This window comes from Geotalea uraniireducens (assembly GCF_027943965.1).
In the GTDB taxonomy this organism is placed as follows: Bacteria; Desulfobacterota; Desulfuromonadia; order Geobacterales; family Geobacteraceae; genus Geobacter; species Geobacter uraniireducens.
Map to the genome: position 1 here is coordinate 1410001 of NZ_AP027151.1, position 14598 is coordinate 1424598.

The 14598-nt window shown below is 55.6% G+C and carries 13 protein-coding genes and 2 rRNA genes (1 of these 15 only partly in view); 10 read left to right on the plus strand and 5 right to left on the minus strand.

Annotated features, from left to right (window positions below; translation table 11 throughout):
• Positions 1-2500: ribosomal RNA gene (locus QMN23_RS06535) — 23S ribosomal RNA — on the plus strand; it begins 457 nt to the left of the window's first position.
• Between the two features lie 108 nt (positions 2501-2608).
• Positions 2609-2725: ribosomal RNA gene (rrf, locus tag QMN23_RS06540) — 5S ribosomal RNA — on the plus strand.
• Between the two features lie 71 nt (positions 2726-2796).
• Here the strand turns inward: rrf and gdhA are convergent.
• Positions 2797-4149, minus strand: a complete 1353-nt coding sequence (gdhA, locus tag QMN23_RS06545; RefSeq protein WP_282003829.1) for an NADP-specific glutamate dehydrogenase — start codon at positions 4147-4149, stop codon at positions 2797-2799.
• Positions 4150-4512: 363 nt separating this feature from the next.
• Between gdhA and QMN23_RS06550 the strand changes: the two genes are divergently transcribed.
• The 4 genes from QMN23_RS06550 to QMN23_RS06565 all read left to right on the plus strand — a co-directional run bounded on the left by QMN23_RS06550 (position 4513) and on the right by QMN23_RS06565 (position 8358).
• Positions 4513-6024 carry a phosphotransferase gene (locus QMN23_RS06550; protein WP_282002778.1) on the plus strand — a complete coding sequence of 504 codons (1512 nt, stop codon included), beginning with the start codon at positions 4513-4515 and terminating at the stop codon, positions 6022-6024.
• An 84-nt stretch (positions 6025-6108) separates the two neighbouring features.
• Positions 6109-6630, plus strand: a complete 522-nt coding sequence (locus tag QMN23_RS06555; RefSeq protein ID WP_282002780.1) for a ferritin — start codon at positions 6109-6111, stop codon at positions 6628-6630.
• A 61-nt stretch (positions 6631-6691) separates the two neighbouring features.
• Positions 6692-6904: a DUF1450 domain-containing protein gene (locus QMN23_RS06560; protein WP_282002782.1), complete on the plus strand. Its 213-nt coding sequence runs from the start codon at positions 6692-6694 to the stop codon at positions 6902-6904.
• 197 nt (positions 6905-7101) lie between these two features.
• Positions 7102-8358, plus strand: a complete 1257-nt coding sequence (locus QMN23_RS06565) for a hypothetical protein (RefSeq protein ID WP_282002784.1) — start codon at positions 7102-7104, stop codon at positions 8356-8358.
• 41 nt (positions 8359-8399) lie between these two features.
• On the opposite strand, the gene arsS is transcribed toward QMN23_RS06565, so the two are convergent.
• The 4 genes from arsS to QMN23_RS06585 form a co-directional block, all read right to left on the minus strand.
• Positions 8400-9380 (minus strand): arsenosugar biosynthesis radical SAM (seleno)protein ArsS, encoded by a 981-nt coding sequence (gene arsS, locus QMN23_RS06570; protein WP_282002785.1) that lies wholly within the window; start codon positions 9378-9380, stop codon positions 8400-8402.
• A 17-nt stretch (positions 9381-9397) separates the two neighbouring features.
• Complete coding sequence (locus QMN23_RS06575; RefSeq protein WP_282002786.1) at positions 9398-9733, minus strand: arsenosugar biosynthesis-associated peroxidase-like protein; 336 nt, start codon at positions 9731-9733, stop codon at positions 9398-9400.
• A gap of 30 nt (positions 9734-9763) precedes the next feature.
• Positions 9764-10444, minus strand: a complete 681-nt coding sequence (locus QMN23_RS06580; RefSeq protein WP_282002787.1) for a TVP38/TMEM64 family protein — start codon at positions 10442-10444, stop codon at positions 9764-9766.
• Positions 10445-10525: 81 nt separating this feature from the next.
• A complete protein-coding gene (locus QMN23_RS06585; RefSeq protein ID WP_282002788.1) occupies positions 10526-11503 on the minus strand; it encodes a response regulator in 978 nt (325 codons plus the stop codon).
• 190 nt (positions 11504-11693) lie between these two features.
• Between QMN23_RS06585 and QMN23_RS06590 the strand changes: the two genes are divergently transcribed.
• From QMN23_RS06590 to QMN23_RS06605, 4 genes are all read left to right on the plus strand, one after another.
• Entirely contained in the window at positions 11694-12662 is a 969-nt protein-coding gene (locus QMN23_RS06590) for a polyprenyl synthetase family protein (RefSeq protein WP_282002790.1), read from the plus strand.
• A 142-nt stretch (positions 12663-12804) separates the two neighbouring features.
• The gene (locus QMN23_RS06595; protein ID WP_282002792.1) at positions 12805-13065 is read left to right on the plus strand and encodes a hypothetical protein; all 261 of its coding nucleotides are present in this window, start codon (positions 12805-12807) and stop codon (positions 13063-13065) included.
• A 232-nt stretch (positions 13066-13297) separates the two neighbouring features.
• Complete coding sequence (locus QMN23_RS06600) at positions 13298-13819, plus strand: TlpA family protein disulfide reductase (protein WP_282002793.1); 522 nt, start codon at positions 13298-13300, stop codon at positions 13817-13819.
• Between the two features lie 48 nt (positions 13820-13867).
• A complete protein-coding gene (locus tag QMN23_RS06605) occupies positions 13868-14596 on the plus strand; it encodes a cytochrome c biogenesis CcdA family protein (protein WP_282002794.1) in 729 nt (242 codons plus the stop codon).
• Positions 14597-14598 lie beyond the last annotated feature (2 nt).

Genomic DNA, 14598 nt, shown 5'->3' on the forward strand with positions numbered 1-14598 from the left:
ATCTCCCAAGGCTAAATACTACTCTCTGACCGATAGTGCACAAGTACCGTGAGGGAAAGGTGAAAAGTACTCCGATAAGGAGGGTGAAATAGAACCTGAAACCGTATGCCTACAAGCAGTGGGAGCACTATGGCTTCGGCCAGTGTGACCGCGTGCCTTTTGCATAATGAGTCAGCGAGTTACTCTCAGTAGCGAGGTTAAGCTCATAGAGTGGAGCCGCAGCGAAAGCGAGTCTGAATAGGGCGCATGAGTTGCTGGGAGTAGACCCGAAACCGGGTGATCTATCCATGTCCAGGGTGAAAGGGAGGTAACACTTCGTGGAGGCCCGAACCCACTGGCGTTGAAAAGCCAGGGGATGAGGTGTGGATAGGAGTGAAAGGCTAATCAAACTCGGAGATAGCTGGTTCTCCCCGAAATATATTTAGGTATAGCCTCACAAAGTAAGTAGCGGGGGTAGAGCACTGAATGGGCTAGGGGTCCTACCAGATTACCAAACCCAATCAAACTCCGAATACCGCTAACTGTTATTGTGGGAGTCAGACTGCGGGTGATAAGATCCGCGGTCAAAAGGGAAAGAGCCCAGACCGTCGGCTAAGGTCCCAAAATCCATGCTAAGTGGAAAACGATGTGGAAATGCCCAGACAACCAGGAGGTTGGCTTAGAAGCAGCCACCCTTTAAAGAAAGCGTAATAGCTCACTGGTCGAGTGGGTCTGCGCGGAAAATGTAACGGGGCTAAGCATGGTACCGAAGCTGCGGATTCGCATCTTAAGATGCGAGTGGTAGGGGAGCATTGTGTAAGCCTGCGAAGGTCGACCGCGAGGACGGCTGGAGGTATCACAAGAGATTATGCTGACATGAGTAGCGAAAAACAGGGTGAGAAACCCTGTCACCGAAAACCCAAGGGTTCCTCAGTAAAGGTAATCTGCTGAGGGTTAGTCGGTCCCTAAGGCGAGGCCGAAAGGCGTAGTTGATGGGAAACAGGTTAATATTCCTGTACCACCTGTGAATGCGATGGGGGGACGGAGAAGGGTAGGCGATCCGGGTGCTGGATGTCCCGGTTTAAGCGTGTAGGCGGGAGAGGTAGGCAAATCCGCTTCTCCATTCAACGCTGAGGCGTGATGACGAGAGCGTATGCTCACAAAGTCGTTGATCCCATGCTTCCAAGAAAAGCCTCTAAGCTTCAGTTCACAGGTGACCGTACCGTAAACCGACTCAGGTGGGTGAGGATGAAAGTCCTAAGGTGCTTGAGAGAACACTGGTTAAGGAACTCGGCAAATTGACACCGTAACTTCGGGAGAAGGTGTGCCCTCATTAGGTGTAGCGATTCGCACGTGAAGCCGAAGGGGGTCGCAGAGAAATGGCGGTAGCGACTGTTTACTAAAAACACAGGACTCTGCTAAGTCGAAAGACGATGTATAGGGTCTGACGCCTGCCCGGTGCCGGAAGGTTAAGGGGATTTGTTAGCGCAAGCGAAGCTTTGAACCGAAGCCCCGGTAAACGGCGGCCGTAACTATAACGGTCCTAAGGTAGCGAAATTCCTTGTCGGGTAAGTTCCGACCTGCACGAATGGCGTAACGATTTCCGCGCTGTCTCAACCAGTGGCTCAGCGAAATTGAATTCTCGGTGAAGATGCCGAGTACCCGCGGCAAGACGGAAAGACCCCGTGAACCTTTACTACAGCTTGACAGTGACATTCGGAATAGCTTGTGTAGGATAGGTGGGAGACTATGAAACTGGGACGCTAGTCTCGGTGGAGTCAACCTTGAAATACCACCCTGGTTGTTTTGGGTGTCTAACCCAGGCCCGTCATCCGGGTCGGGGACACTGTCTGGTGGGTAGTTTGACTGGGGCGGTCGCCTCCCAAAGAGTAACGGAGGCGCACGAAGGTTCCCTCAGGCTGATTGGAAACCAGCCGTAGAGTGTAAAGGCATAAGGGAGCTTGACTGCGAGACAGACAAGTCGAGCAGGTACGAAAGTAGGTCTTAGTGATCCGGCGGTTCTGTATGGAAGGGCCGTCGCTCAACGGATAAAAGGTACTCCGGGGATAACAGGCTGATCTCCCCCAAGAGTTCACATCGACGGGGAGGTTTGGCACCTCGATGTCGGCTCATCGCATCCTGGGGCTGAAGTAGGTCCCAAGGGTTTGGCTGTTCGCCAATTAAAGCGGTACGCGAGCTGGGTTTAAAACGTCGTGAGACAGTTTGGTCCCTATCTGCCGTGGGCGCAGGATACTTGAGAAGAGCTGTCCTTAGTACGAGAGGACCGGGATGGACGTACCTCTGGTGTTCCAGTTGTTCCGCCAGGAGCAGTCGCTGGGTAGCTATGTACGGAAAGGATAACCGCTGAAAGCATCTAAGCGGGAAGCCTCCTTCAAGATTAGGTATCCCTGGGAGCAATCCCCTGAAGGCCCGTTGTAGACCACAACGTTGATAGGCCGGGTGTGTAAGCGCAGCAATGCGTTCAGCTGACCGGTACTAATCGGCCGTGAGGCTTGACCATAAAAAATATTTACCGAAGGGGGTGGTAACCCCACCCCCCTTCATATCAAATCGACTGACCACTTCGCTCCTCGATACTATGCAATTGACGAGATACCTTTTACGGTTTCTCGGTGGCTATGCCGAGAGGGCCACACCCGTTCCCATCCCGAACACGGAAGTTAAGCCTCTCAGGGCCGATGGTACTGCATGGGTAGCTGTGTGGGAGAGTAGGTCGCCGCCGGGATTTTTTTGGAAAAGCCCATCTGTGTATTCAGATGGGCTTTTTCTTTGCTTAAATTTGCGCCGGGCCTGGGGTTAGATCAAGCCTTGTGCAACCATCGCGTTTGCCACCTTGATGAATCCGGCAATATTGGCGCCTACCACGTAATTCCCCGGATAACCGTACTCTTCAGCCGTTTCGAAGCAGGCTTTATGAATGCCGATCATGATCTCCTCCAGTTTCTTCTCGGTGAATTCAAAGCTCCAGGAATCACGGCAGGCATTTTGCTGCATTTCGAGCGCTGATGTCGCAACGCCGCCGGCATTTGCCGCCTTGCCCGGGCCGTAGGCAATTCCTGCTTCGAGAAAAACTTTGATTCCTTCCGGCGTGGTCGGCATATTCGCCCCTTCGCCAACTGCCATGCAGCCGTTGTTGATCAGTTTCTTTGCATCATTGCCGTTAATTTCGTTTTGCGTAGCGGAAGGCATTGCCACCTGGCAGGCAATCTCCCAGATGTTGCCGTTACCGACGTATTTCGCATCTGGATGAAATTCCGTATAATCTTTGATCCGCCGTCGTTCGACTTCCTTGAGCTGCTTGATGAGTTCAAGGTCAAGCCCCTGCTGATGGTAGATGACTCCGTTCGAGTCGGAGCAGGCGACGCATTTGCCGCCAAGTTCATGAATCTTCTCGATGGTGTAAATCGCCACGTTGCCAGAGCCCGAGACAATGCAGGTTTTCCCTTCGAACGATTCCCCCCTGGCTTTGAGCATTTCATTGACAAAATAGGTGGCTCCGTAGCCCGTTGCCTCTGTTCTTACCAGGGAACCGCCGTAATGGAGGCCTTTGCCGGTTAGTACCCCGGCTTCGTAACGGTTGGTGATTCTCTTGTATTGCCCGAAGAGATAGCCAATTTCTCTCCCCCCTACGCCAATGTCTCCGGCGGGAACATCGGTATGCTCGCCGAGATGGCGATAGAGTTCTGTCATGAAACTCTGGCAGAAGCGCATTATTTCATCGTCGGATTTCCCTTTCGGGTCGAAATCAGAGCCACCCTTGCCGCCGCCGATCGGCATTCCGGTTAAGGAGTTCTTGAATATTTGCTCAAAGCCGAGGAATTTGATGATCCCGAGGTAGACGGAGGGGTGGAAGCGCAACCCCCCTTTATACGGGCCGAGGGCACTGTTGAACTCAACGCGGAAGCCGCGATTGATTTGTACCTGCCCTTTGTCGTCCTGCCATGGAACTCGAAAGATTATTTGTCGTTCCGGTTCGCAGATTCGCTCGATAATTTTTCGCTCGGTATACTCCGGATGTTTAACAAGAACTGGTCCAAGGGATTCAAGCACTTCCCTTACCGCCTGATGAAACTCGGTCTCGCCCGGGTTGCGTTGCAGTACCTCCTGGTAGAGTGGTTCGATTTTTTCATCGAGGTGTTGAGGTGTCATTTGTTCTTCCTCCTGTGCAAAAAATATGCAGCCAGCCGTGGCGATATTGGCCCGTCGGGCGCCGCTGCACAAATACAATGCAGATAGTGCGCCATTCTGTCGTTATGTGAACAAAAAGTGTGCAACCAGGTGGGCGGCGGATTTGTAGATGTTAATTGTGGCCATGATCTCTCCCGTTTAGGAAACAGTGATTACTTTGTGTATCATACAGAGTAGAAAATAAAGACTGATGGACCGGTCATGGTGACGGTAGCCGAGCTTTACTTGCCGGACCGGATTCCTCTTGCTATGCTGGATTAGAGAGCTGATTGAGTTTCTGGAGGACTGGCAGGACGATCTGTTCCTCTAGAAGGAGACGCCGAAATGCTGTTGGAAATGCATTGCCATACTTCCGAGCATTCCTCGTGCAGCAGCGTTAGTGCTGTCGAACTGATTCGGCAGGTGTTCGGCAAGGGGTTGCAAGGGATTGTGTTCACCGACCATCATTATCTGTGGTCTGAGGCCGAATTGGCGGCTGTGCGTCTCCAGGCGGCGGTTCCAGAATATTTCCTGCTCCTGTCTGGTCAGGAGATCAATACCCCGGAATATGGCGATGTCCTCGTCTATGGAGCGACTGAGGCGTTTGTTTCAGGGACATCAACTGCCGTTATCCGACAATGCTTCCCCGATGCGGCACTCGTCTGGGCACATCCTTACCGGCACGGGAGGGAGCCCGCGACAAGAGAGCTGTTGAGCGAGCATTTCGCCGGGGTTGAAATATTCAACAGCAATCACACTGTCCGCGAGAACAGCCATGCGCTTCAGGATTGGCACCGCTGGCGATTTACCGCATTGGGGGGCACGGACACCCACGGAGGGAGTTATGCCGGACTCTATCCCACGCATTTTGACCACCCTGTGCACACCATCGACGAACTGGCGGCAGAAATTCGTCATGGCCGTTGTCGGCCGTTTATCAAGGAAATTCCGCATGCCGGGGCAAACAGTCAGGTGACCGAAGTTACCATCGGTACCAAGGGGGCAGACGAAGTCCGGGAACGAATCGTCATTCGGGAGATGCGGAATCGTCATAGCTGGACGACAGCGGAGCGGGCCTTCCAGGTAATGGAACAGGTCGCCGGGGAAGGGTTCAGTAGCGGTCCATACCGGGTTCCCAAACCGATTGACAAGGACCCTGCTTCGATGACCCTGATCGAGCAAGGCGTACGTGGCAAGTCGCTGTTTGACAAATTGCTCACGGCTCGACCTGAAGACGGAACGTTCTATGTCACCTTGGCGGCCGAGTGGCTGGCCCGGTTACATAATTGCCGGCTCGCGGTAACCCCGCCGGCGGAATTCCTGACCAGGGAGCAGCGCCGACTGGAGCGGTATCTCCAGCGATTCAGCGAGATCGACCACAAACAGACGCGTAAAGTCAAACACCTCATTGAGGCTGTGTTGAACGAGGAAGCGCGAATTGTCTGTTCTGCCACGACAGTTTTGGTGCAGGGACACGGGGATTTCCACCCGAAGAACATTTTTATCGGCCAAGACAATCAGGACGACCGGGCCACATTGTTCGTCGCGGCCATTGATTTTGAAAGTTCGCTGATGTTGCCGCGGTCTTTCGACGTCGGTTGCTTTCTGGCGCAGTTTCGGAACCAGTTTTTCGCCCACCCTGAAATCCTGCGAAATTATCCGGACGAACTGTTTATTGATGCGTACCTGCGCCGGCTTGAAGAGGCGGAAGGTGACTTCCTTACACAGGTCCAGCTTTTTCGCGCCCGAACCAATCTGAGCATTGCCGCCTACCTGATCAAGGTCGGCCTCGGCGACAGTGAAGATCTGTGGCGGGTGCTGGTTGAGGCTGAACAGTCGCTCAGTGGCCGGGGATGATGCTTGTATCCCAGCAATGCTGGAATTCCGGCATTTCTCCGCTATACTTGATCTCTATCTATCACCAAGGAGGAATCTCGCCCCATGCTCAGCAAGAAGATGTCGTCGGCGCTCAATAAGCATCTGAACATCGAGCTCTATTCGGCGCAACTTTATCTTTCCATGTCTTCCTATGCCAATTCCATTGGTCTCAAAGGTGCCGCGAACTGGTTCATGGTGCAGTACCAGGAGGAAATGGTCCATTTCATGAAATTCTATATGTATCTCAACAGCCAGGGAGAGTGTGTGTCGCTCGGGCCGGTGGAAGCACCGCCAAACAACTTCCCCTCTCTTCTCGGGATGTTCGAGGCGACACTCAAACATGAAACCTTCATCACTTCTTGCATTAATGAGCTGTCGGAGCTGGCAGTAAAGGAAAAGGATCATGCCAGCAGGATTTTCCTGCAGTGGTTTGTTACCGAGCAGATCGAAGAGGAGGAAAATGATCGGGAAATCATCGGCAAGTTGAAGCTGGTCGGCGATAACGGCTATGGATTGCTCCTCTTGGACAATGAACTGGGAACTCGGGTCTTTACCCCGCCAGCCGCTGCCGCTCCGGGCGCCTAGTGTAGCTGGTTTGCGCCCGGGGGGACGGCGCCTGCCTCCCCCGGGCATGGAGGATGGTGCGGTGAAAGTCCGTTTCTGCGAGCACAATAAGGGGAAGAGCAAGACCTACAAAAAGCTGCGTGAACAGTTCCCCCGGCTGGATGTCAAGATCAAGGACTGCATCAGAAAATGCGGCCCCTGCCACAAAAACCCCTTCGCCGTCGTCGACGGCAAGACCATCTGCGGGATCGATGCCGAAGATCTGTATCAGAAGATTATCAAGGAAATGACCTGATCATCCCCTGCCTGCCACTAGCGGTTCCTGGCGTGTATTTCAAAGAGGCCTGAAAATTAAATAAAATTATGTGGTAGCGGCTAGTGTAAACAAAGTACCCTGCACGAGAAGGCTATCATTCGTTTGGCGAAGTCCGGTTGACCTGTCGGGCCTATTGCTGCCTTCGATGTCCCGTCCGGAGGAGACATTCGCAGCTGATGTCCATTCGTGCAGTTTTTCACACCATGACCCGACGGCGGCTTCTCGGGGCCGTTCTTGCCTGTCTGTTTGTTGTCGGACTTGTCGCCGCATTTGTCCGGGTTCGTTTCTACGGGCATTATGAGGGTATTTACCTCCTCAAGGACGACCGACCCGGCATCGTGATCGCGGACGATGTCATCCTGGGGCAGGAGAGCGAGGTGCTGGCGGCCCTGCCATTCGAACGGTTGCTTGAGGTTTTCGCGAACGAACGGGACAAGGCGATCAATAGCGAGTCTCTTGATTATGAATGGTTTTCTCATGACGGCAGCGGTTTTGTTCGGAGCTACTTTGCCGATGGCACGGTGATGCTCACCTGTCTCAGCCGGTTCGTCGACAGTGGCGGGGGCGAAACGAGGGGTATTTTTGTCGGGGGAGGGCTCCCCTTCAGTCTGAGGAGTGAGGGCGACGGCTCGCTGAATGAAACCGGGATTTCCTTCTACGATACTTCCCGCTGGCAACATCTCTGGTGCAATGTCAACGAATCGATCTCCCCGGGGGACAATCCCGGCTTGATTATCGCCCCATCGACGTGGCAGTTCCTTGGCAGCCGGGCGTTCAAGGCGCTTCCCGGGCAACTTGCCCTGCAAAGTAGCCATCGGGTGGTTCTTGACGGTGTACCGTTGCGGCTCGACCGCTTTGCCTTTTTTAAAGCGGGGCGCCACTATTTTACCCTGGTGATTCGGATCGTGAATGAAGGCGCACGGCCCGCCGGTTACTTTTACGTTTACGGCGACGAACCGTGGGTTGGGAATTACGGGACTTCGGCAGGCAATGTCGGCTGGCTGGCGGACCGGTTGGTTCACTACGAGCAGTCCGTCGATCCGGAGCGTTACGGGTGGGGTGGTTACTTCGACTATGGTAACGCGGCAGCCGGGGAATCTCCCGGTAGCGGCAGCGGGACAGCGAATTTTATCGAATGGCAGCAGGGCGTGCGGCCGAATCTGGTGTACTTCTCCAATCGGATCGGCGCGTTCGCCGAAGAACGCGCGAGAGTTCCCCTTGCCGACCCCGCCAACCGGGTCATCTTCCTCCAATGGGGGCCACGCTACCTCTACCCCGGTCAGTCCGATACGCTGGTATTGGTTATCGGTATGGCTGACCACGATCCGGTGAGCGGCTTGCCGGTCAAGCCGGCGACAACCTTCGATCCCCGAGATTATGCTCCGGTGATTCCCGAGGGCTTTATTTCTGCCGCTTCCCCTTCCCGGCAGTAACAGATTGTTTTAGGCCTTACCTAGGCCTTGATTGTCCCTCCTCAAGTAAAACCCGAACCGGCGGTACATGCATAGCAGTAATCGCCGGTCGGGATTGGGATGCCGATTGGCGGGTGTCCCGCCATCTCCGCCACGTGGCGTTTTCTGCCCTCCAGCGGTTGACCGATGGCAAGGTTGAAGTCGCAGTCGAAGAGATATCCGTCCCAGGAGACGGAGACGAGGCTGCGACACATGAGCCCTTGAACGGTTGCCGGATTGAAACTTCCCGCCAGCTTTTTCAGATAGTTCTCCAGGTTGCCCGACGATTCGAGCCAGTGGCGGAAACGTCCCAGCGGGACATTGGCAAAGGTGTAGAGATGGGAAAAGACGATCCCGTGTTTGCGCAGCAGATCCTGGCGAAATTTCTGCTCCGTCTGGCACTGGGCGGGGGGGAGAAACGCTCCGGTCGGGTTGACAACAAGATCGAGCTCCAGATTGTTCCCGTCCACGCCGAAGCCGAGCTGGTTCAGCATCTTCAGGGTGGCGACGCCTTTCCCCATGTAGTCGATACCGCGCTGGGACTCGGCCTGGCCGGTGTTGCAGGAAGGGAATGAGGCGACGATTACGCATCGCTGCTGCCGGAGCACTTCTACCAGCGCCCGGCTCTCCGGCCTGCCAAGGGCCGACAGATTCGTCCGGAAAAGAACCCGCGGAGCGAGGGGGGCCAGTTCGGTCAGCAGCCACTCGATGTGCGGCACCAATTCCGGCGCGCCACCGGTGATGTCGATCTGTTCGAAGCGAGCTCGCCCGGCGTAAGCGATCACCTCGGCCATGGTTTCCCGGGTCATGACTTCGTGGCGGCTCGGTCCCGCTTCCAGGTGGCAGTGGCGGCACGCCAGGTCACAAAGGAGGCCGACGTTGATCTGGAGAGCCCTGCTGCTCGCCCGGGTTAACGTCAGTCCGTGCTTCGCCAGCGTGGCGCCGAAATCATCGATGCCGGGCTCGGGAAATGCTTGCGGCTGCCGGTTTGATTGCTGATCCATGATGAAGGGCGAGATTTTCAGAGGGAAAGCTTTTCGGCGGCTTTCCGCATCTGGATGCCATGGACAAGTGATGCGCCGCCCCTGATGGCGTTGGCGACGTGCACCGCTTCGGTCATTTCCCCAAGGTTCGAACCTTTTTCCAGACAGGAGGTGGTGTAGGCGTCAATGCAGTACGGGCACTGGATTGCGTGGGCCACTGCCAGGGCGATCAACGCCTTTTCCCGGCCGGTTAGCTCTCCTTCGGCAAATACCGCGCCGTAGTAATCGAAAAATTTTCGCGCCAGCTCCGGAGCGTCTTTGCCGATCTCGGCGAATCGTTCCAGGTCTTGGGGTTCGTAATAGGATGTGGTCATGATGGTTCCCTTCGTTCGATTATCTGCCGGTCAGGGCTTCTGCCGTGCTTTTGCTTTTGCGGACAGGACGGGGAGCAGCGAGAAGAGCCCCAGGAGGGCAAAAGCGCCGATTACCCGGGGTGATGCGACGTCGCCGGCCTGTTCGATGGTGGCTAGGCTTGCCCCGGCATTGCAATACACGAATCCCCCCGGAATGATCCCGATTGCCGTGCCGATGACGAACGTGCGGAGTGGCAACCGTGTCAGGCCTGCGCCGAGATTGATCAGGAAAAACGGAAAGAGGGGGACCAGCCGGAGAAAGAGGAGGTAGTTGAGTCCGGAAGTTTCCAGTTCCCGGTTAATGCCCGCCAGCCGCTGGCCGAATTTGCGTTGCACCGTTTCGTGGAATAGATAGCGGGTAACGAGGAAGGCGGCTGTGGCGCCAAGCGTGGCACCGGTTACCGCATAGACGGTCCCCATCACTGCTCCGAAGAGCGCTCCCGCCGCCAGGGAGAGGATGGTGGCCCCGGGGAGGGAGAGGGCCGTCTGCGCAATATAGATTGCCAGGAAGCCGCCGACGGTTGCCAGCCGATGGCTGGCGTACAGTTCGAGTAGTGTCTGGCGATTGGCTTTGAGCGACGCGATGGTGAACTGTTTGTCGAGATCAAGGGCGAAGAAAAGGACGATAAGCCCCACGACGATGGCGCTGACGATGATTTTGCGGCGACTCATAGGGACCTTATAACCCATTATGCCCGAGATGCAATTGGCGCCGGTCTTCTTCAAACCGTTCCGAATCCGCCGGGGGATGAGTTAATGGGAACTCCTTTTCTTTAGTTTGTAGAAGGCTCCGGCATTGTCGAGAGCGATGGCGGCGTGGTTGGCGACGGTGAGCAGGAATTCCGCTTCGGCATCGGAAAAGGGCCGGCCATTGGCTTGTCCGGAGACGGTGATGACGCCGGCGACTTTCTCTTTGACCCGGAGGGGGACGGAAAGGATGCCGGGGGGGGAGAACAGGTCGCCGTGGGGATCTTCTTCAAGGATGCGGCGGGTGAGGGGAGCCGGCGTTTCCTCACCGATCCGGAGCGGCTTGTTGGTGGCGGCCACCAGCCCGGAAATCCCCTGGTCGCGATGGAGGTTGAAACTTTTTGCCAGTTCGCGGTCGATCCCGACCGAGATTTTCATGGAGAAATTCTGGCCTTCCCGGTCAAGGAGCAGGAGATAGCCTTTGGTGGCGCGGAGTTCCTCGATCACTCCGTCGACGAGCGTAGCCAGGATTTCGCCGACGTCGAGGGTCGCCGAGACGGCGGCGCAGAGCTGATTTGCCGTCCGCATCATCCGGAGTGCGTCATTCAGTTCGTCGTTTTTTCCCTGTAAATCGAAGATCAACCGGCGGTTCTCGATAGAGAGGGCCTGTTTTTCAATGGCCCGCTCAACGATGTTGATCAGGATTGCCGCGTCGTCGATCGGCTTGATGACAAAGTCGTAGGCGCCAAGACGCAGCGCCTTGATGACGTTGAAGCTGGAAGCATTGCTGGTGACGAGGATTACTTCGATATCGGGATTGAGGTCTTTGATCAGCTTGAGCAGGTTGAGACCGCTCATCCCCGGTAGGGTGATGTCGGTTATGACGATGTTGAAGGAAGACCCCGAGAGATGCAGCAACGCTTCCTCGCCCGAAGCGACGGAGGTTACGGAAAATTTTCCCGTCTTGAGGATTTCAACGAGCGCCTTTCGGGATGGTGACGACTCATCGACGAGAAGGAGCTGCTTTTCCGGAGTGGTTTCCACAAGGGACTTCCTTTCCATCGTCTCCGGTCGACCGGAGTCTAATGATGTTAGACTATGATCCGCTAATAATCAACCGCAAATGGAATCGGCTGTCAAGTCGTTTACAGAGCGGATTTGCCGGCCGAGAAAAGCTTTGACAAAAGAGCCGTAATTCTTATAGTATTGCCGGAAATTCGCTTGAGGTCGTGTAATGCAAGCTGCACTTGCCCTGGTTGGGGATGATCTGAAAAATGTCGAGGCACAGTTCAAGAAAGATCTTGAATCTGATGTCTACCTCATCAAGAAAGTCGGCGAATATGTACTTGCCAGCGGCGGGAAGCGCATCCGCCCGACGTTGCTGCTCCTTTCGGCCAAGCTGTGCGGCTATCAGGGCGAGCGGCACGTGCCGCTTGCCAGTGTCATCGAGTTCATCCATACTGCAACCCTGTTGCATGACGATGTGGTCGACAGTGCGACTCTCCGCCGCGGCAATGCTTCGGCCAATGAAGTATGGGGCAACGAGGCGTCGGTGCTGGTCGGCGATTTTCTCTTCTCCAAGTCATTCTCCCTGATGGTCCAGGCCGGTGATCTGCGGGTATTGCAGGTGCTTTCCGACGCCACGACCATCATCGCCGAGGGCGAGGTCCTCCAGCTCCTCTGCACCAGCGACCTTGAGATGACCGAAGAGCGGTACATCGAGGTGGTCAAGAGCAAAACCGCTGTCCTGCTCTCGGCGGCCTGCGAAGCCGGTGCCATCCTTGGTACCGTTTCAGCAGACCAACAGCAGGCGTTGAGCGATTACGGCATGGATCTGGGGATTGCCTTCCAGCTTATGGACGATACCCTTGATTACATCGCCAGCGAAGAGCAATTCGGCAAGGAGATCGGCCACGATCTGGAAGAGGGCAAGATCACCCTGCCGTTGATTCATACGCTCCAGCGGTGTACCGATGAAGAGCAGGAAGTCATTGCCGAGGTCGTCGAGAAAGAACTGCTGGAACCGGGTGATTTCGAGGCGGTCTTTACCTTGGTTCACCGCTACGGCGGCATCCAGTACACCACGACCGTGGCCGCCGAATATGTCACTCGCTGTAAGTCCCACCTCGATGCGTTCGCAGATTCCCCCGCCAGACGCGCGCTGATCGAACTGGCCGACTACGTCGTCAGCCGTAAGCGTTAAATGGCTGCCCTAGGTCGTTAAATGGCCTATCTTGCTGTTTTATTGTAAGTTTGTTGCTGTGATTCTGTGTGGTTCCCCTTGGCGTGGTTATTGCTTTGGTGAGGATGTCTTCATTTGCCGAAGCTGTACGAAGGGGGCGGCCATGGAAGAAGCCACGCTCGTTCACGAGGCTGAGTTGACCGTTGATGGCGCCAGTTACCAGATTCTTGTCTACCGGCATGTCGACGGCCGATACTTTGCCCTGACCGATCTCAGCAAGAACGACATCGTGATCAACGATGGCGATTCGCTCGAAACGGCCCTGGCGAAACAGCGCAGCGTACTCCCCCTCGCCATCGGCTCACGACTGATTCTCGCCGAGTTCAGAGGCCGCTCGCGGATGCCTGCCGGGTGTCAGCTCTGATCAGGTTCTGACAGCAGTCGGTCCTTGATTCCCCGTGATTCCTTGATTCATCGTGGTTTTTGCATATCCCCCTGCCTGTTGCCGGTAACGACAATTTCTGTCGCCGCTCTTTTGTCCTTGCAATCTCATTTCTCATGAACTAAAAGGGGAACCGGGGGGAGGTGCCCGCCTCCTTTGCCCCACCCGTTTGGAAGTTGGCCTGAATTAGCTGACATGACCACCGGAGGTAACAATGAGAGGGATATTCGTCCGCCTGCTTCCCCTGCTGCTGGTCCTCACCCTGACCGGTTGTTCGCGGGAGCAGACCGCCAAACCGGCCATTGAAGGAAACCCCGCACCCAATTTCACCTTGAACACGCTCGACGGGAAATCAGTCACCCTTGCCGACCTGCGGGGGCAGGTTGTGCTGGTCAATTTCTGGGCCACCTGGTGCCCACCTTGCCGCGCGGAGATCCCTTCGTTGATGCGGCTGAATGCCGCCATGGCGGGCAAACCGTTCCGGATGCTCTGTATTTCGATCGATGAAGGCGGCGCGGTGGCGGTGCAGCAATTTTTCCGTTCCAGCGGGATGATGCTGCCGGCTTTGCTGGATACCGACAAAAAGGCCGGTTTGGCCTACGGGATCACCGGTGTGCCGGAAACCTTTGTCATCGACAAGGGGGGTGTTATACTCAAAAAGGTCGTTGGCGGCATGGAATGGGACCAACCCGAGGTGGTCGCTTACCTGAACGACCTGACCAGCAAACCCCGCTAACGGCTGCGGGGAATTACCGGCCGATCCCGCCGGCTGAATGGAGTGGGCATGGAACCATCGCATATTACTTATTTTGGGGCATTTTTCGCCGGGCTGCTGTCGTTTCTCTCTCCCTGCGTGCTGCCGCTGATTCCCTCGTTCATTACCTACATAACCGGGCTCTCCTTTGCCGACCTCCAGTCGGAGCATCCGACCCACAAGGTTCGGCAACTGACGATCATTCATACGCTGCTGTTCATTGGCGGCTTTACATTCGTCTTTGTTTTGCTGGGGGCGTCGGCGACCTTCGTCGGCGGCTTTCTCCAGGAACACATGGTAACGATCAGGAAAGTCGGCGGGGTGCTGATTATTATCTTCGGCATCCATGTCAGTGGCCTGGTGCCGATTCATCTTCTGTTGGGGGAAAAGCGGATCTCGCTCCATCGCAAGCCGGCCGGGTATTTCGGCAGCTTTTTGGTCGGCCTGGCGTTTGCCGCCGGCTGGACTCCCTGCATCGGGCCGATCCTGGCCTCGATCCTGATGGTTGCCGCCACCGAGGAAACGATCAGCCACGGGATTATCCTGCTCTTGGTCTATTCGATGGGGCTGGCAATCCCGTTCTTCCTCGCCTCCCTCGCTATGCATCAGTTTTTGGTGTTTTTCAACCGCTTCAAAAAGTATATCCGGCTCTTGGAGATTGTTACCGGCGTTTTCCTTGTTGTCGTCGGGGTGATGATCTACGGCAACTACCTCAACATCCTCTCCCGGTACGCGATGAAATGGTTTGGAGGGATGTAGCG

What these genes read in the sequence shown, in the direction of transcription:
- QMN23_RS06605 (WP_282002794.1), top strand. Translation starts at nt 13,868, where the DNA reads ATGGAACCATCGCATATTACTTATTTTGGGGCATTTTTCGCCGGGCTG.
- QMN23_RS06600 (WP_282002793.1), top strand. Translation starts at nt 13,298, where the DNA reads ATGAGAGGGATATTCGTCCGCCTGCTTCCCCTGCTGCTGGTCCTCACC.
- gdhA (WP_282003829.1), bottom strand. Translation starts at nt 4,149, where the DNA reads ATGACACCTCAACACCTCGATGAAAAAATCGAACCACTCTACCAGGAG.
- QMN23_RS06580 (WP_282002787.1), bottom strand. Translation starts at nt 10,444, where the DNA reads ATGAGTCGCCGCAAAATCATCGTCAGCGCCATCGTCGTGGGGCTTATC.
- QMN23_RS06565 (WP_282002784.1), top strand. Translation starts at nt 7,102, where the DNA reads ATGTCCATTCGTGCAGTTTTTCACACCATGACCCGACGGCGGCTTCTC.
- arsS (WP_282002785.1), bottom strand. Translation starts at nt 9,380, where the DNA reads ATGGATCAGCAATCAAACCGGCAGCCGCAAGCATTTCCCGAGCCCGGC.
- QMN23_RS06595 (WP_282002792.1), top strand. Translation starts at nt 12,805, where the DNA reads ATGGAAGAAGCCACGCTCGTTCACGAGGCTGAGTTGACCGTTGATGGC.
- QMN23_RS06555 (WP_282002780.1), top strand. Translation starts at nt 6,109, where the DNA reads ATGCTCAGCAAGAAGATGTCGTCGGCGCTCAATAAGCATCTGAACATC.
- QMN23_RS06550 (WP_282002778.1), top strand. Translation starts at nt 4,513, where the DNA reads ATGCTGTTGGAAATGCATTGCCATACTTCCGAGCATTCCTCGTGCAGC.
- QMN23_RS06575 (WP_282002786.1), bottom strand. Translation starts at nt 9,733, where the DNA reads ATGACCACATCCTATTACGAACCCCAAGACCTGGAACGATTCGCCGAG.
- QMN23_RS06590 (WP_282002790.1), top strand. Translation starts at nt 11,694, where the DNA reads ATGCAAGCTGCACTTGCCCTGGTTGGGGATGATCTGAAAAATGTCGAG.